This window comes from Microbacterium sp. NPDC058062, assembly GCF_042885375.1.
GTDB lineage: Bacteria > Actinomycetota > Actinomycetes > Actinomycetales > Microbacteriaceae > Microbacterium > Microbacterium trichothecenolyticum_C.
This window is the reverse complement of sequence record NZ_JBHVSC010000011.1, coordinates 22,843-39,718: the sequence shown is the minus strand read 5'-3', so window position 1 is coordinate 39,718 and position 16,876 is coordinate 22,843. Positions and strand designations below refer to the sequence as shown.

At 69.8% G+C, this 16,876-nt stretch carries 14 protein-coding genes, 1 tRNA gene and 1 other RNA gene; 9 read left to right on the top strand and 7 right to left on the bottom strand.

Translation table 11 applies throughout. The features are described 5' to 3' along the window. Window positions 1-145: 145 nt before the first annotated feature. From ACFVSU_RS21750 to pta, 4 genes are all read right to left on the bottom strand, one after another. The gene (locus ACFVSU_RS21750; RefSeq protein ID WP_387148070.1) at window positions 146-2,671 is read right to left on the bottom strand and encodes a glycoside hydrolase family 65 protein; all 2,526 of its coding nucleotides are present in this window, start codon (window positions 2,669-2,671) and stop codon (window positions 146-148) included. Next, a complete protein-coding gene (locus ACFVSU_RS21745; RefSeq protein WP_387148067.1) occupies window positions 2,668-3,399 on the bottom strand; it encodes an HAD family hydrolase in 732 nt (243 codons plus the stop codon). Before ACFVSU_RS21745 ends, ACFVSU_RS21750 begins: the two co-directional genes overlap by 4 nt. 95 nt (window positions 3,400-3,494) lie before the next feature. Then, the gene (locus tag ACFVSU_RS21740; protein WP_387148064.1) at window positions 3,495-4,721 is read right to left on the bottom strand and encodes an acetate/propionate family kinase; all 1,227 of its coding nucleotides are present in this window, start codon (window positions 4,719-4,721) and stop codon (window positions 3,495-3,497) included. 31 nt (window positions 4,722-4,752) lie between these two features. After that, window positions 4,753-6,897, bottom strand: coding sequence for a phosphate acetyltransferase (gene pta / locus ACFVSU_RS21735; protein ID WP_387148061.1), 2,145 nt, complete (start codon window positions 6,895-6,897; stop codon window positions 4,753-4,755). Between the two features lie 111 nt (window positions 6,898-7,008). On the opposite strand from pta, the gene ACFVSU_RS21730 reads away from it, so the two are divergent. Next, window positions 7,009-7,680, top strand: a complete 672-nt coding sequence (locus ACFVSU_RS21730) for an NUDIX domain-containing protein (RefSeq protein WP_387148058.1) — start codon at window positions 7,009-7,011, stop codon at window positions 7,678-7,680. Here the strand turns inward: ACFVSU_RS21730 and ffs are convergent. Further along, an RNA gene (gene ffs / locus ACFVSU_RS21725) (signal recognition particle sRNA small type) lies at window positions 7,675-7,771 on the bottom strand. The genes ACFVSU_RS21730 and ffs overlap by 6 nt on opposite strands. Before the next feature lie 182 nt (window positions 7,772-7,953). On the opposite strand from ffs, the gene ACFVSU_RS21720 reads away from it, so the two are divergent. From ACFVSU_RS21720 to ACFVSU_RS21695, 6 genes are all read left to right on the top strand, one after another. Next, the gene (locus ACFVSU_RS21720) at window positions 7,954-8,979 is read left to right on the top strand and encodes an AAA family ATPase (protein ID WP_387148054.1); all 1,026 of its coding nucleotides are present in this window, start codon (window positions 7,954-7,956) and stop codon (window positions 8,977-8,979) included. 7 nt (window positions 8,980-8,986) lie between these two features. After that, window positions 8,987-10,246: a DUF58 domain-containing protein gene (locus tag ACFVSU_RS21715; protein ID WP_387148051.1), complete on the top strand. Its 1,260-nt coding sequence runs from the start codon at window positions 8,987-8,989 to the stop codon at window positions 10,244-10,246. Then, on the top strand, window positions 10,233-12,512 hold the full coding sequence (locus ACFVSU_RS21710; RefSeq protein WP_387148048.1) for a DUF3488 and DUF4129 domain-containing transglutaminase family protein: 2,280 nt from the start codon (window positions 10,233-10,235) through the stop codon (window positions 12,510-12,512). The genes ACFVSU_RS21715 and ACFVSU_RS21710 overlap by 14 nt, the downstream gene beginning before the upstream one ends. A 41-nt stretch (window positions 12,513-12,553) precedes the next feature. Next, a tRNA-Ser gene (locus ACFVSU_RS21705) sits at window positions 12,554-12,638 on the top strand. Between the two features lie 294 nt (window positions 12,639-12,932). Then, window positions 12,933-13,265, top strand: a complete 333-nt coding sequence (locus ACFVSU_RS21700) for a helix-turn-helix transcriptional regulator (protein ID WP_109212172.1) — start codon at window positions 12,933-12,935, stop codon at window positions 13,263-13,265. Continuing rightward, window positions 13,262-13,927: a cation diffusion facilitator family transporter gene (locus tag ACFVSU_RS21695; RefSeq protein ID WP_109212171.1), complete on the top strand. Its 666-nt coding sequence runs from the start codon at window positions 13,262-13,264 to the stop codon at window positions 13,925-13,927. Before ACFVSU_RS21700 ends, ACFVSU_RS21695 begins: the two co-directional genes overlap by 4 nt. Window positions 13,928-14,009: 82 nt before the next feature. Here the strand turns inward: ACFVSU_RS21695 and ACFVSU_RS21690 are convergent, their stop codons facing one another. Together ACFVSU_RS21690 and ACFVSU_RS21685 are read right to left on the bottom strand one after the other, a co-directional pair. Further along, on the bottom strand, window positions 14,010-15,233 hold the full coding sequence (locus ACFVSU_RS21690; RefSeq protein WP_387148043.1) for a tyrosine-type recombinase/integrase: 1,224 nt from the start codon (window positions 15,231-15,233) through the stop codon (window positions 14,010-14,012). An 11-nt stretch (window positions 15,234-15,244) separates the two neighbouring features. Next, the gene (locus ACFVSU_RS21685) at window positions 15,245-15,826 is read right to left on the bottom strand and encodes a hypothetical protein (RefSeq protein WP_387148040.1); all 582 of its coding nucleotides are present in this window, start codon (window positions 15,824-15,826) and stop codon (window positions 15,245-15,247) included. Window positions 15,827-15,955: 129 nt separating this feature from the next. Between ACFVSU_RS21685 and ACFVSU_RS21680 the strand changes: the two genes are divergently transcribed. Then, complete coding sequence (locus ACFVSU_RS21680) at window positions 15,956-16,135, top strand: helix-turn-helix domain-containing protein (RefSeq protein WP_109212167.1); 180 nt, start codon at window positions 15,956-15,958, stop codon at window positions 16,133-16,135. A gap of 22 nt (window positions 16,136-16,157) precedes the next feature. Next, a complete protein-coding gene (locus ACFVSU_RS21675) occupies window positions 16,158-16,874 on the top strand; it encodes a hypothetical protein (RefSeq protein ID WP_387148036.1) in 717 nt (238 codons plus the stop codon). Window positions 16,875-16,876 lie beyond the last annotated feature (2 nt).

Below are 16,876 nucleotides of genomic sequence, written 5' to 3'. Positions count from 1 at the left end.
CCACACCGCGCCAGAACACCCGCTTCACAGACCTCAAGGAACTGAACATCACACCCCCTCAACTCAGGGTGTTGCGCTCATCCCTTGAAACCGCCACCAGGATCGTCCGTCTTCCGCCGGATCTCCGACGCACACGAGCGAGCTTCTAGACGTCGGCGCCGTGCTCCACGTCGGCGGCGCCGACGATGATCGGGATCGTCGAGGTGACCGTGGGCACCGAGGCCGACAGCAGCGAGCCGTCCTCGCGGCGGGCGTCGCCGAGCTCGCGCAGCGACGGACGCCCCGGGATCACCGGGCCCTGCCCGTCGAGCGGCGCGACGACCTCTTCGCCCGCGCCGACCACGTAGCCCACGCCTCGCACGCTGAAGCCGACGGGGTCGCCCTCCGTGGCGCGCACACGCAGCTCCTCGCGGGTGACCGTGACGACCAGGCGCGTGCCGTGCCAGTGCAGGACGAACTCGAGCGACGGCCACGAGGCGGGAAGCCGCGGATTGAACGACAGCTCGCCGAAGTGGTCGCGCATGCCGCCGAATCCGGCGACGAGTGCGGTCCAGACGCCACCGGCCGAGGCGACGTGCACGCCGTCCGCGGCGTTGTGGTGCAGGTCGCCGAGGTCGACGAAGATCGACTGCCGGAAGTACTCGAGCGCGAGGTCCTGGTAGCCGACCTCGGCGGCGAGGATCGCCTGCACGACGGCCGACAGCGTCGAGTCGCCCGTGGTCAGCGGGTCGTAGTACTCGAAGTCGGCGAGCTTGTCCTCGTCGGAGAAGTGGTTGCCCTGCAGGAACAGCGCGAGCACGACGTCGGCCTGTTTGAGCACCTGGTACCGGTAGATCACCAGCGGGTGGAAGTGCAGCAGCAGGGGCCGCTTGTCGGGCGGGGTGTTCTCGAGGTCCCAGATCTCGCGCTCGAGGAACACATGATCCTGCGGATGGATGCCGAGGCTCGGGCTGAACGGGATGTGCATGGCTTCGGCAGCCCGCTCCCACGCCTCGGGCTCACCGGGCTCGAGCGCGAGGCGGTCGACCATCTGGCGGTAGACCTCGCCGTCGGCCTCCGCCATCTCGCGGATGGTGCGGGCGGCGAAGCGGAGGTTGAACCGCGCCATGACGTTCGTGAACAGGTTGTCGTTGACGACCGTGGTGTACTCGTCGGGCCCGGTGACGCCGTGGATGTGGAACGTGTCGCCCTCGCCGTCGACCACGCCGTCGTTCGAACGCCAGAAGCCGAGGGTCGCCCACAGCCGCGCCGTCTCGACGGCGATGTCGACGCCCTCGCGGAAGAGGAAGTCGTTGTCGCCGGTCGCGCGCACGTACTTCGCGAGCGCGAAGCTGACGTCGGCGTTGATGTGGTACTGCGCGGTGCCGGCGGCGTAGTAAGCGGAGGCCTCTTCGCCGTTGATCGTGCGCCACGGGAACAGCGCGCCGGCCTCGTTGAGCTGGAACGCCCGGCGACGCGCGGCGGGCAGCATCAGGTACCGCATGCGCAGCGCGTTGCGGGCCCACAACGGCGTCGTGTACGCGAGGAACGGGAGCACGTAGATCTCGGTGTCCCAGAAGTAGTGCCCGGAGTACCCCGAGCCCGTCATGCCCTTCGCCGGCACGCCCTGTCCGTCGGCGCGCGCCGACGCCTGCGCGAGCTGGAACAGGCACCAGCGGGTCGCCTGCTGCAGGTCGTCGTGGCCGCCGATGCGCACGTCCGAGCGCTCCCAGAACGCGTCGAGCCACTCGCGCTGCTGCGCGCGGATCGCGTCGACGCTCTCGCCGAGGGCGCGGTCCAGGGTGCGGCGGCAGCGGTCGACGAGCTCGCGCGCGGGCACGCCGCGAGAGGTGTGGTAGCTCACGAGCTTCGTGACGCGGATCGGCACGCCGGCCTTCGCGTTCACACGGAAGACGTTCTTCGCGATGTCGGGCTCGATGAGCGTGCGCGAGGTGTACTCGTTCGCCGTCTCGACGAGGTGGTCGGCGACGACCGCGATCGTCATGCCCGAGTCGGTGACGCGGTACGACAGGGCCGAGCGCAGCTTGTCCTGCCAGTACTCCTGCGGCTGCAGGACGCGCTCCTCGAGCTTCTCGGTCTTGCGCGGGTCGAACCCGGCCTTGCGCGGCGCCAGCGGCGTGCCGCCGTAGACGTCCTCACCGTCCTGCCGGTTGAGGATCTGGCAGCTCACGGTGACCGGCGCGTCGGCGTTGAGCACGGTGACGTCCACCGTCATCACCGCGAGGTGCTTCTCCTCGAACGACACCAGCCGCTCGAACTCGATCCGCACCTCCTTGCCCGACGGCGTCACCCACAGGATGTGCCGGCGCAGCACGCCGTCGCGCATGTCGAGCGTCCGCTCGTACTCGCGCACGTCCGCGACGTCCAGCGACAGCGGCTCGTCGTCGACGTAGACGCGCATGACCTTCGCGTCGGGGGCGTTGATGATCGTCTGCCCGACCTCGGCGAAGCCGTAGGCCTGCTCGGCGTGCCGGATCGGGAACGTCTCGTGGAACCCGTTGATGAACGTGCCGTGCTCGTGCGCGTGACGCCCCTCGGGCTGATTGCCGCGCAGGCCCAGGTAGCCGTTGCCCACGGCGAACAGCGTCTCGGTGACGCCGGCGTCGTCGAGCTCGAACGACGTCTCGACGAGGCGCCACGGGTCGACGGGGAACCGATCGCGATCGATCATCGTGCGAACTCCTCCAGATCCTTCACCACGACGTGTGCACCGGCGTCGACGAGGTCCTGCACGCCGACGCCCCGGTCGACCCCCACCACGAGCCCGAAGCCGCCGGCGGCGGCGGAGCGGACGCCGCTGATGGCGTCTTCGACCGCGGCGCTCCGCGCAGGCTCGACCAGCAGCATCCGTGCCGCTTCGACGAACACGTCCGGTGCGGGCTTGGAGGCGAGGTGGTCGCGTTCGGCGATGACGCCGTCCATCACGACGGTGAAGCGATCACGGATGCCGGCTGCCGCCAGCACCTCCTCCGCGTTCTTGGAGCTCGACACCACCGCGACGGGCGTGCCCGCTTCTGCGAGCACGTCGAGGAGGCGCATCGACCCCGGGTACGGGGCGATGCCCTCGGCGCGCAGCACGCGCTCGAAGACCGCGTTCTTGCGGTTGCCGATGCCGCACACCGTGTCGGCGGTCACCGGGTCGGACGGGTGGCCCCAGGGCACCTCGACGTCGCGCGAGCGCAGCAGGCTCGCGACGCCGTCGTAGCGCTTCTTGCCGTCGAGGTGGTCGAAGTAATCGCGCTCCGTGTACGGCGGGGTGATGTCCCATGCCGCGAAGAGCTCCTCGAACATCGTCTGCCACGCGTGCATGTGCACTTCGGCTGTGGGCGTGAGGACGCCGTCCAGATCGAACAGCACGGCGTCGTAAGCGGTCAGATCGGGCAGGGCGTCGTCAGCCACAGAACCTCCGGAAGCGGGTACGGATGCTTCGGCACTGCGTCGCGCCGTCCAGCAAGCGTAATGCGGGCGCGTGTCCGGTCGACACCCCGTGTCGGTTAAGTCCGGGCGACGCTCAGGGTCTGCCGCGCGATCTCGAGCTCCTCGTCGGTCGGGACGACGAGGACTGTCACGGCCGAGGCATCCGTCGAGATGATCCGGATGCCGCGTTCACGGCTCTCGTTGCGCTCGGGATCGATCTCGACGCCCGCGAAACCGAGGGTCTCGAGGGCGCCCGCGCGCACGGCCGGGGCGTTCTCGCCCACGCCGGCGGTGAACGAGATGACGTCGGCGCCGCCGAGCTGCGCGAGGTAGGCGCCCGCGTAGGCGCGCAGCCGGTGCACGTACACCCCGAACGCCAGGATCGCGCGCTCCTCCCCGCGTTCGATCGCCGCGCGGATGTCGCGCAGGTCGTTGGAGCCCGCGAGCCCGAGCAGGCCGCTGCGCTTGTTGAGCAGCTCGTCGAGGTCCTCGACGGTCATGCCCGCGCGCCGCTCGAGCTGGAACAGCACGGCCGGGTCGATGTCGCCCGAGCGGGTGCCCATGACGAGCCCCTCGAGCGGGGTGAACCCCATCGACGTGTCGACCGAGCGGCCGCCGTCGATCGCGGTGACCGACGCGCCGTTGCCGAGGTGGAACACGATCTGCTTGAGCTCGCCCAGCGGTCGCCCGAGGAACGCCGCCGCCGCTTCACTGACGAACTTGTGCGACGTGCCGTGGAATCCGTAGCGGCGGATGCGATGGGATGCCGCGACCTCGAGGTCGATCGCGTAGGTGTAGGCCGCGGGCGCCAGGGTCTGGTGGAAGGCGGTGTCGAAGACGGCCACGTGCGGCACGTCGGGGAAGGCCGCACGGGCGGCGACGATGCCGGCGAGGTTCGCGGGGTTGTGCAGGGGCGCGAGCACCGACAGCTCGTCGATGTTGATCTCGACGAGCGGCGTGATGAGCGTCGGCTCGAAGAAGCGCGCACCGCCGTGCACGACGCGATGGCCCACGGCCACGGGCGGCGTCTCGGCGAGCGACGGGCCGTCCGACGCGAACGCATCGAGCATCACGCCGAAGCCGGCGGTGTGGTCCGGGATCGGAAGCTCGCGGGTCCGCGTGGCGTCGAGGAAGGCCGGCGAGGGGCCGTCGGTCGGCGTCGCGTACACGGTGTGGCGCGCGACGCCGATCGGGTCGCCGATGCGCTCGACGAGTCCGGATGCGAGCGTGCGCTCGGTGTCCATGTCGAGGAGCTGGTACTTGAACGACGACGAGCCGCTGTTGATGACGAGCACCGGGGTCATCGGCCGTTCCCTTCTTCCTCCGGTCGCCGTCTCATCGAGCGGCCTCCTGCGCCTGGATCGCGGTGATCGCGATCGTGTTGACGATGTCGTCGACGAGCGCGCCGCGCGACAGGTCGTTGATCGGCTTGTTGAGGCCCTGCAGCACCGGCCCGATCGCGACGGCGCCCGCCGAGCGCTGCACCGCCTTGTACGTGTTGTTGCCGGTGTTGAGGTCGGGGAAGACGAAGACCGTCGCGCGTCCCGCGACCGCCGACCCCGGCATCTTCGCCGCCGCGACCGCGGCATCGGCCGCCGCGTCGTACTGGATCGGCCCTTCCACGAGGAGCTCCGGGGCCCGCGAGCGGACGAGGGCCGTGGCATCCCTCACCTTCTCGACGTCGGCACCCGATCCGGACTCCCCCGTCGAGTACGACAGCATCGCCACGCGCGGGTCGATCCCGAACTGGGAGGCGGTCGCCGCCGAGGAGATGGCGATGTCGGCGAGCTGCTCGCTCGTCGGGTCGGGGATGACGGCGCAGTCGCCGTAGACCAGCACGCGGTCGGCCAGCGCCATGAGGAAGACGCTCGAGACGACCGAGACGCCGGGCTTGGTCTTGATGATCTCGAACGCGGGGCGGATCGTGTGCGCCGTCGTGTGGGCGGCGCCCGACACCATGCCGTCGGCGAGCCCGAGGTGCACCATCATCGTGCCGAAGTACGAGACGTCCGTGACGGTGTCAGCCGCCTGCCCCACGGTGACGCCCTTGTGCGCGCGCAGGCGCGCATACTCCTCGGCGAACTTGTGCACGTGGACGGCGTCCAGCGGCGAGAGCACCTCGGCACCCTGGATGTCGATGCCCAGCTCGATCGCGCGGGCACGCACCTCGAACGGCTCGCCCAGGATCACAAGGTCCGCGATGCCGCGCTTGAGCACCGTCGCCGCGGCCCGCAGCACGCGGTCGTCGTCACCCTCGGGGAGCACGATGCGCTTGCGCTCGGCGCGCGCCCGCTCGATGAGCTGGAACTCGAACATGAGCGGAGTGACGACCGTGGCGCGCGCCAGGCCGAAGGCGACGAGGAGCTCGTCGGTGTCGACGCTCTGCTCGAAGAGGGCCAGCGCCGTGTCGTACCGGCGCTGCGAGTCGGCGGCGAGCCGACCCCGGGTGCCCATGATGCGCACGGCGGTCTCGTAGGTGCCGAGCTCGGTCGTGATGATCGGCACGCTCGAGCCGAGCCCGTCGATCAGGCGCGTGACGGGCTCGGGCAGCTCGAAGCCGCCGTTGAGCACGATGCCCGAGATCGAGGGGAACGTGCCCGACGCGTTCGCGAGCAGGGTCGCCAGCAGCACCTCGGAGCGGTCCGCGGGGATGATGACGACGGCGCCCTCCAGCAGGCGCGGCAGCACGTTCACCATCGACATGCCCGCGACCACCACAGCGAGCGCCTCGCGGGTGAGGCGGCCGGCATCGCCGGCGAGCATCTCGCCGTCGACCGAGCGCATGATGCCGCGGATCGACGGCGCCACGAGGAACCGGTCCTCGGGGATCGCCCAGACCGGCACGGGCGCGGCGGGCGCGGCGCCGTGGTGCGCCTGGATCGAGCGGCGGATGGCGTCGAGGGTCTCATCGGCACGCTCCGCGTCGGCGCGGTTGGCGATGACGGCGAACAGCTTGGCGCGGCCGTGGGCGAGCTCGGCGAGCGCGAGGTCGGCGATCTGCCCCATCTCGGCAGGCGTGCGCGCGAGCGATGAGCCGAGCTGCTCGGGCTGCGTCTGGTTCTGCGCCGAGCGGCCGCCGAGCACCAGCAGCACCGGAGCCCCGAGGTTCGCCGCGATGCGGGCGTTGTAGGCGAGCTCGGCGGGGCTCCCCACATCGGTGTAGTCGCTGCCGACGATGACGACCGCGTCGCACTGGGCCTCGACGGCCTTGTAGCGCTCGACGATCGTCGCGAGCGCAGCATCCGGATCATGCCGCACGTCGTCGTAGGTGACGCCGATGCAGTCGTCGTACGGAAGATCGACGCCGTCGTGGTCGAGCAGCATCTCGAGCACGTAGTCGCGCTCGACGGTCGACCGGGCGATCGCCCGGAACACCCCCACCCGCGGCGTCGCGTGGCTCAGCGCATCGAGCACCCCGAGCGCGACCGTTGACTTCCCCGAGTGGCCTTCTGCCGACGTGATGTAGATGCTCTGCGCCACGCGACCAGCCTATGGGCGGGACGGATGCTGCGGCCAGGCGTGCCACCGGATCAAAAGCAGCACCCAACCCCGAGGCCGCGTCGGCGGCCCCCCGCGGATACCCTCGACGGCATGCACGAACCTCGTCCCGGAATCGACGTCCCCGATCACCGCGGCCGGACCGGCCTCGACCGGACGGGGCGTGAGCTCGACCGCAACCGGGATGTGCGCGTGACCGACGTCGAGGTGCTCGCATCGGCATGGCACGTGCTGCGTCGCACCACGCTGGAGTACCGCGGGCCGTCCGGCCGCTGGGAGACCCAGCAGCGCGAGACGTACGACCGCGGCAACGGCGCGACGGTGCTGCTCTACGACCCGGCCCGGCGCACCGTGCTGCTCACGCGGCAGTTCCGCTACCCCGTCTACGTCAACGACCACCCCGACGGCATGCTGATCGAGACGGCCGCAGGGCTCCTCGACGAGGACGATCCCGCCACCGCGATCCGGCGCGAGGCCGTCGAGGAGACCGGTGTCGACATCGGCGAGCTCGAGCACGTGTGGGACGTCTACATGAGCCCGGGCTCGGTCACGGAGCGGCTGCACTTCTTCGCGGCGCCGTACGACGGCACGGCCGGGGTCGGCGAGCGCGGCGGCCTGGCGGAGGAGGGCGAGCACATCGAGCTGCTCGACCTCGGCATCGAGGAGGCGCTCGCGATGGTCCGCGACGGGCGGATCCAGGATGCGAAGACCATCATGCTGCTGCAGTGGTCGGTGCTGGAGGGCCCCTTCGCCCGGGAAAATTAAGACTCTCCGCGAACCCGGCAGAGCCTGGTTACCCTTGCTACGTTTCCGTCCTGGGGGAGTTGGCCTGGATGCCGCCTCGCGGAGAGCTGGGTCCAGTCTAACCCGACCGACGGGCGCGGCCGGACCGCTCGCGTCGCCCGCGGGGGCGTCCAGGGTTCTCCCAGCGCGATCGATACCGATCCGATAACGGCGCGATTAGGATCGGTCCCGTGGGTGAGGGAGCCCGCACCCCACCCGCGACCCGCTCGTTCGAGGGCGGAACAGGAGCCGGCGATGGTCGATACCGCGATGACGGATGCTGCATCGAAAGGCTCGGGTGCGCTCGGGGCTGCGACGGCCGAGGGGTTCGCCCGCGTCACCGACGCGATCCTCGATGCGGTCGGCAGCGTCATCGACGGCAAGCCGGACGCGGTGCGCAGCGCCCTGGTGTGCTTCCTCGCCGAGGGGCACCTCCTCATCGAGGACGTACCAGGCGTCGGCAAGACCATGCTCGCGCGCGCGCTCGCGACCAGCGTGGATGCCACGGTCCGCCGCATCCAGTTCACGCCCGATCTGCTGCCCGGCGACGTCACCGGCGTGAGCGTGTTCAACCCGGTCGAGCGCGAGTTCGAGTTCAAGCCGGGTGCGATCTTCGCGAACATCGTCATCGCCGACGAGATCAACCGCTCCTCCCCCAAGACGCAGTCCGCTCTCCTGGAGGCCATGGAGGAGCGCCAGGTCACCGTCGACGGGCGCACGCACTTCGTGCCCGAGCCGTTCCTCGTCGTCGCGACGCAGAACCCGCTCGAGATGGAGGGCACGTACGCCCTCCCCGAGGCGCAGCGCGACCGTTTCATGATGCGCATCTCGATGGGCTACCCCGACCCGCGGTCGGAGGCCCTCATGCTGCGCCAGCGCGACACGGTCAACCCGCTCGACGAGCTCACGCCGGTCGTCTCGGCCGAGGAGGTCGGGACCCTCGTCGCGTGGGCGCGGGCGGTGCACGTCGCACCCGCGATCGAGGACTACGCCGTCGCCCTCGCGCAGGCGACCCGCACCCACAGCGATCTGCGCCTGGGCGCCAGCCCCCGCGCGACGCTGCAGCTGGTGCGCGCGGCCAAGGTGTGGGCCGCGCTCGACGGGCGCGCCTTCGTCATCCCCGACGACATCACGGCGCTCCTTGCCCCGGTGTTCGCGCACCGGCTCATCCCGACCCGCGCCGCGGGCGGTGCCCGGGGGTCGAGCGCCGCAGATGCGATCGCGACGATCCTCGAGCGCATCGCCGCGAGCGTGCGGGTGCCGATCGCCGCACGTCAGTGAGAGACCGATGAGAAGCGTGTGGCCGCTGACCGTCCGGGGCACCGGAGCGCTGGTCCTCGCGATCGCGTGCTTCATCGTGGCGAACGAGGCCAGCATCGTCGAGCTGATGTACTTCGGCATCCTGCTGCTGGCGGTCGTCATTGCGAGCATCGCCTCGCTGTACGTCGGGCGCCGCTCCGACGCGGTCACCCGGGCGCTCACCCCGGACGTCGTCCCGGTCGGAGGCGACGCGCGCGTGTCGGTGCGCGTCGAGGTGCGCACGGCGCTGCCCACCGCACCGGGAACCTGGCGCGACGCCCTGCCCAAGGGGCTGCGCGGCAAGGCGGAGGGCGCGTTCCCCGCACTCGGCTCGGGGCTGCGCGGCGGCGAGCGCGGTGGCGCTCGCAGCATCGACCTGGTGTACGCCGTGACCGGCGCGCGGCGCGGAGTCCACTCGCTCGGACCGCTCACGGTGCGGTCGTCGGATCCGTTCGGGCTCGCACGGCGCACGGTCGTGTTCAGCCAGCGCACGCCGGTCACCGTGGCGCCGGCGATCGTCGAGCTGCCGCCGCTCGTGGATTACGCCGGCGCCACCGGCGGGATGCTGCACACGACGACCGACCAGCTCGGCCAGGGCGCCGACAACCTCGTCGCGCGCCCCTACGCCCCGGGCGACTCGATGCGGCGCATCCACTGGCGGGCGACGGCACACCGCGACGAGCTGATGGTGCGCCAGGAGGAGCAGGAGTCCACACCCGAGGCCACGGTCGTGATCGACCGCGCCGCGCTGCGCTGGTCTCCCGAGGCCCTGCGCGCGCCCGGCGCCGACCCCGGCTTCGAAGCCGGCATCTCGGCGTGCGTCTCCGCGGTCGCGCGCCTCGTGCACGACGGCTACGCCGTCGAGGTGCTCGACACGGAGGGGACGGTGCTCGTCGACCGGATCGACGGCGGGGACATGACCGAGGTCGACGCGATGCTCGTCCACTTCGCCACGATCACCGCGCATCGCGACGACACCCTCCCGCGCCTGTCGCGGCTGTTCGCGGGCGCATCGACGGGTCCGATCGTGCTCATCGTGGGGCGGCTCGACCCGGCCGACTCGGTGGCCATCGGCCCGGTCTCGCACCACAGCACGCTCCCCCTCCTGCTGTCCGCGTCGCCGATCGGCGACGCGCTCGACATCGCCGCGGATCACGGCTGGCACGTCGCGGCGATCGGTCCTGACCGCGACCTGGGTCACGCGTGGGCGAACGCGATCGGACGGGGGGTGCACCATGTCTTCGGCTGAGACAGGGCGCCAGGTGCGTGCACGCGGCGGTGAGCGGCTCCTGACGTTCGCGATCCTCGCGGCGCTGCTCGCGGCGCTGCTGCCGGTCGTCCGGGTCATCGAGCCCGGGTGGTGGCTCGTCGCGGCCCTCGCACTGTCGGCCTTGGTGCTCGCCGCCGGGTACACCTCCCGCCTCTACCGCCTCCCCGCGGTCGCGGTGACCCTCATCGAGGTCGCGGTGTGGGTCGTGTTCATGACGCTGATCTTCCTCCGCGACACCGCTCTGCTGTGGGTGATCCCGACGCTCGACACCTTCCGGGCCGCGCCGATGCTGGTGCAGGCCGCAATGGAGGAGATCGCGATCGGTGCGGCGCCGCTCGAGCCGACGCTGTCGCTGGCGTTCGTCGTGGTGGGGTCGATGGGACTCCTCACGATCATCGTCGATCACGTCGTGGTGACCGCGCGGATGCCGCTGCTCGCCTCCGTCGGCATCGTCGCGGTGTCGCTCATCCCGGCGATCGCCGCGCCGAGCAAGGTCGACGTCATCGGATTCGTGTTCCTCGCGGTCACGATCCTGTTCCTGCTGCGCTCCGAGACGCGCTCGCGCGAGAAGCCGGTCGAACGCGAGGCGGAGCGCACCGCCGGCGTCCCCGCGACGGCACTCGGCATCGGCGCGATCGCGATCGTCGTGGCCGTCGTCGCGACGCCGGTGCTGCCGCAGCCCGGCGCGCGGGCCGGGTCGGGTCTCGGACCCGGACCGGGGATCGATGCCACGTTGCGGCTCGGCGAGGACCTTCGGCGCCCGCAGGAGACGGAGGTGCTCCGGCTGCGCACTGACGCCCCCTCGGTGCCGTACCTGCGCGCGACGACCGTTACCCGACTGGACGGCGAAGCGTGGGAATCCGATCGCTCGCAGACCGTGTCGTTCCAGAGCGAGCGTGCGTTCGGGGTCGTCGACTCGGACGACGACGTCCGCATCGGCGAGTACACGGCGAAGGTCGACATCGTGAATCTCGATTCCCCGTGGGCGCCTGTCCCGTACCCCGCGGTCGGGATCACCGGCCTCGGCGGCGGCCTCTGGGGGGCGGTCCCCTACAACCACACGGTGGCCACCTCGGGCGGCTCGACCCAGGGCCAGTCCTACGAGGTGGCCTTCGACGTCCCGCGTCCGTCGCTCGAGCAGGTCCGCGCGGCGGTGTCGGTGGGTTCGCAGGTTCGGGACGAGACGACCGAGCTGCCGGCCGATATGCCGCCCATCATCGGAGAGCTCGCCACCCAGGTCACTGCTGACGCCACCTCCGATTACGACAAGCTGGCCGCGCTGCAACGCTGGTTCCGCGGCACCGAGTTCCGGTACTCCCTCGAGGCGCCGGTCGAGGACGGGTTCGACGGCACCGGCGCCGAGGCCGTCGCGCGATTCCTCGAGGTGCGCGAGGGGTACTGCATCCACTTCGCGGCGGCGTTCGCACTGATGGCCCGAACGCTCCACATGCCGACGCGCGTCGTGATCGGGTATCTGCCCGGGACCCCGACCACTGACAGCATCGACGGCCAGCCCGTCTTCTCGGTGTCGAGCTCGCAGCTGCACGCCTGGCCCGAGGTGTACTTCGAGGGGATCGGGTGGATCCCGTTCGAGCCGACCTCCGGACTCGGGGTCCCCACGACCTTCTCGTCGGAGCTCACGATTCCGGGCCAGACCGCCGACCCCGATGCCACGAATCCGCAGACGAACCCGACCCCGACCGCGCGGGGCGACCAGGCGCAGATCGACCTCGAGGAGCAGCGCCAGAACGCATCGGGCGACTCTCCGCAGGACGCCCTCGATCCGCTGCCGATCCTCGGCGTCGTCGCCGCGATGATCGTGCTCCTCGCACTCCCCTTCCTCATCCGGGAGCTGCGTCGCCGGCAGCAGGATGCCGCCGCCCGGAACGGCGACGCGGCGGCCGCGTGGCAGTCGGTCCAGGAGGCCGCGATCGACGTCGGCGTTCCCGTGCCCGCCAGCGAGACCCCTCGCGCGTTCGCCGGCAGGCTCGTCGCCGAGCACGGGGTCGCCGCATCCGAGATGAACACGGTCCTGCTCGCGATCGAACGCGCCAGCTACTCGCGGGCCGGCACCCGCTCGTACTGGATGGGTGACGCGGCGGCCGATGCCGCAGCATCCGTCCGTGCATCGCTGCTCGCATCCGTGCCGCCTTCGCGCCGCATTCTCGCGCTGCTGGCGCCGCGTTCGCTCGTGATCCGACCCGGCAGCGTGTACGCGGGGACCGCCCCGGTTCGGGCACGGTAGCGGAGCAGGGTAGGATGGTCGGCGGCCCTCCGGGGCCTCCTGGAGGATTCGCCTAGTGGCCTATGGCGCACGCTTGGAAAGCGTGTTGGGTGCAAGCCCTCGGGGGTTCGAATCCCCCATCCTCCGCACCTGTGGTCCCAGTGTTTTCAAGGGATCACGACTCCTTCGAAATCTCGTGGCACAGTTCGTGGCACAGTTATCGTTCACTTTTGGTCTCCGAGAGGCCCGGAATTCCGCGGATCTCGACCACTCTGGTGCGCCAGTTGCGACATGACTGCCTCATGTCGCAACCGGCGCTAGCGGTTTTCGGACATCTGACGCTCAGAGCGCATCCGTCGCAGCGTAGGGGCCAGAACGCGTCGGCGTGGTGTTGTGGATTCAGAATTACCTGAGTACATGAGTTCCTGTATCGTCTGCTCCATGCCCACCGCAACGGTCACCCACACGGCAGCGCTCGCGCGCCTCGGTCACGCACTCTCCGACCCGACACGGGTGGGCATCCTGCTGTCGCTGCGGGATGCGCCGGCCTACCCGTCGGATCTCGCCGACGCGCTCGGGGTGTCGCGCCAGGTGATGTCCAACCAGCTCGCCTGTCTGCGCGGATGCGGACTCGTCGAAGCCTCGCCCGACGGCCGACGAAGCCGATACCGGTTGGCGGACCCTCATCTCGCGCCGGCGCTGAGCGAGCTGCTGCAGGTGGTTCTCGTCGTGGAACCGGACTGCTGCGACGGCGAAGGCTGTAGCTGCGCATGAACACCACCGCACTCACTGCCGATCGCCGGCATGTCCTGCAACGTCGGATCCGCTGGATCGTCACCGCAACCATCGCGTACAACATCGTCGAAGCGATCGTCGCGATCACCGCAGGCAACGTCGCGTCCTCGGGCGCGCTGATCGCCTTCGGGCTCGACTCCACCATCGAGGTCCTCTCCGCCGCCGCGGTGGCTTGGCAGTTCACGCGTCGGGACCCGGAACGCTGGGAGAAGCCGACCCTGCGCGTCATCGCAATCGCCTTCTTCGCTCTCGCCACCTACGTCATCGCCACTTCCCTGATGGCATTGGCGGGACGTAGCGAGGTGGAGCACAGCACGCTCGGCATCCTGATCACCGCGCTCAGCGTGGTCATCATGCCGTTCCTGTCACTCGCCGAACGACGCACCGGTCGCGAACTCGGCTCTGCTTCCGCGGTCGCCGACTCCAAGCAGACCCTCATCTGCACGTACCTGTCCGCCGCGGTCCTCGCTGGGCTGCTGCTCAACACGTGGTTCGGCTGGTGGTGGGCTGACGCGATCGCGGGACTGGTCATCGCCGGCTTCGCGATCAGGGAGGGCATCGAAGCTTGGCGCGGAGATGCATGTGCCACATCAGTCGGCATGATCCTCGAAGACGAGGACGCGAACCACCACGACCGATAGCCGCCGCTCCGGCAGCAGGACGATCGCGGGCGTGCGCGGCGAGGCTGACTGTCAGACCGACGCCGAGAACTGAGCGACCCAGCTAGACGGGTTGCTCGACTGTCGCCGGCGCGAGCAGCGCCCCGACGAGATCCGCGGCGCCGCGCTGCAGCGTCTTCACGGCGTGCGAGTAGGTGTTGAGCGTGGTCTGGATGTCTGCGTGACCCAACCGCTCGGAGACGATCTTCGGATGCACGCCGGCCCGCAGCAGAAGCGTCGCATGCGTATGCCGCAGCTCGTGCAGGTGCAGAGCATCGAGATCCGGATGCGCCGCGACCGCCTTGGCGACCCGCTCCCGCCACTGACGGGAGAACTGGGTCGGGTTGTGTGGTTCCCCGTAGCGATTGCAGAAGATCAGGTGTTCACCTCGAGCATGCTCCGGCGAGACCGCACGGAGCATCTCGCGCTTCGCGCGGAACGCTTCCGCGAGGCGGACGTCGATGTCGACGTTGCGAACACGGCCGCTCTTGGTGGCGCGGAAGTCGATCACCGGCCTGCTGCCCGCTTCCTTCACATAGGACATGGCGCGGGCGATCGTGATCACGTTGCTGTCGAGATCAAGGTCCTTCCATCGGAGGCCGAGGATCTCGCCACGTCGCATCCCGGTGCCGAGAAGCGTCAGCCAGGCCAGCCACAGGTAGTCCCCCGAGGACTCGGACCAGTCGAGGAAGAGCCGCGCATCCTCCGCCGACCAAGTCGTCATCTCCGGTGGCGCGGCCTCGAGCTTCGTCGGCGGCGATGCACGCTTCGCGGGGTTGAAGCGGATCAGCCCATCCTCGAGCGCGTGCTGCAGCACCTGCGAGATCAGGACATGAATATGCCTCACCGTTGCGGCGCCGAGCGGTTCCCCTACGTGACCGCGATCCTTCCGGCCCGCCTGCTCCAGCTGTCGATAGAAGCGGTTGAGCTGATCCTTGGTGACGTCGGCGATGGGCGTCCGCCCGATTGACGACGGAAGCACGTGGACACGGAAATGCTTGCGGTAGCCAGCGAGAGTGGTCGGGCGCACGCGCAGCGAATCGAAGTACTTGTCGGCATAGGCGTTGAAGGTCTCGCGCGTCTCGTCGACATGGACGCCGCGACGGATGTCGACTTGCACTTCGACGAGTGCGTTGAGCGCGTCGCGCTCGGTGGGGAAACCGCGCCGGAACCTGCGGACGGAGTCGCCGTCGGGACGCTCCACCCAGTATGCGACTCGATATTTCGTCTCCCCCGACTGCGTCGTGTACGACGAGACTGTGCCGTCCTGATTCGATCGCCGCTGCATCCGTCTTCCTCTCAGCCGATCGTCGGACCACCCGGAACCGGCGCGTTGATCACCGGCCCCGTCGCCGACGGGTCAGGGAGGTCAACTCCCGGCGCGAGACCCGCAAGACGAGCTCGGTTCATCAGTCGAGTCGCGGTGCTCTGACTGACTCCGAGGCAATCGGCGACGGCCCTCAGCGGCGGCAGATTGATGGCTGCCGCGAGTCGGTAGGTCGTCGACGCGTCCACCACGCTCGCTGTGAGGTCGCGCCCCTCGCGTGTGCGCATGCGCCGAATGTAGTCCCCGCCGGAGCAGATCGGTTGATCGGGCTCCTCAACTGTGGAAACTCTCAAACCGCTGACCTGAAGGGCCGTCTGCACGCGGACCTCCCGCAAGGTGAGGCTCGTCACTTCGTCGCCCTCCCCGCTCCGGGTCACGCTGACCTCGGTCGCCACGACGCGACTGAGGCGGGGGTCGTACGCGGCACGGACGCGAATCTCGCCGGGGACGTCGGGCTCACTCCTCAAGACAGCCGTCCAGCTCGCAGGGACGGTGACGCCGTTACCCACGGCAACACGCTTCTCGCTGACATCCACGTTCTCGAGGTCCACCATGCCCGCCAGTATCGCAGGCAGGAATTCGCTGAACAAGGTACGACATGACGCAATCATGTCGTAACTGGCTTAGGGAGGTGCTACGGTGTGCGCGTGTGATGACATTGGTGGCTCACGAAGGAGATGCAAATGAACCGCTCACCGAACTCACTCGCTCTCACGTACAAAGACGCTGCCGAGTTGGTCGGCGTCGAGTACCGCACGATCAAGCTCGGGGTCGAGCGGGGCACGATCCCAACGGTGCAGCTCGGGCCGCGACGGATGATTCCCCGCGCGGCACTGCTCCGAGTCTTCGGCGTCGAGCCCTGAGCCACGGCCCCATCTGATCGTCATGGTCGACGCACGCCTCCCCGCCGAGTGGCTAGGGAGCATCCGCATCGACAATCTCAGCGACCGAGCCTTCCGAGTGCTCGCCGGGGCACTGATGTGGTGCAACGGACAGGGGACGGACGGCGCAGTGCCGGACCGGTACACGAAGTACCTCCATCCCGACGGTGACGACCCGGCGGCATTCGAGGAGCTCGAGCGTGCCGGCCTCTGGGAGCACCTCGACGACGGGTACCGCCTCGCGGGTTGGACGACCACGCTCCGGCAATCGACCGCCGAGGAAGTAGAACGCTACCGGGAAGGCGCCAGACGCCGACAGAAGGAGTACCGCGACCGGCAACGTGCCGCGACCCGCGCCACTCCCCCGGCCCGCGCCATCGGCGTCCGGGCTACGCGTGATGTGACGCATAACGCGGCGCGTGACGCGACGGCAAACGTAGGCTCAGGCTCCTTAACCGAACCCGGGAAGAAGACGAGAGCCTACGCGACGCGTGATACGACGGCCCACGTCACGCATAACGCGGACTCGCCATTCTGCGCGAAGCACCCAGAGGGCACTTCGGAGCCTTGCGGTGCGTGCGCTCGCGCCAGGACGGCGCTGGAGGCCCGTGAGAACCGACTGTCGATCGGCGGCTGGGACTGCACCGTCGACGGCCACAAGCTCGTCACCGACGGCACGTGTGCGGTCTGCGCCTATCGCCCGGATCGGTCGGTCGCATAGCG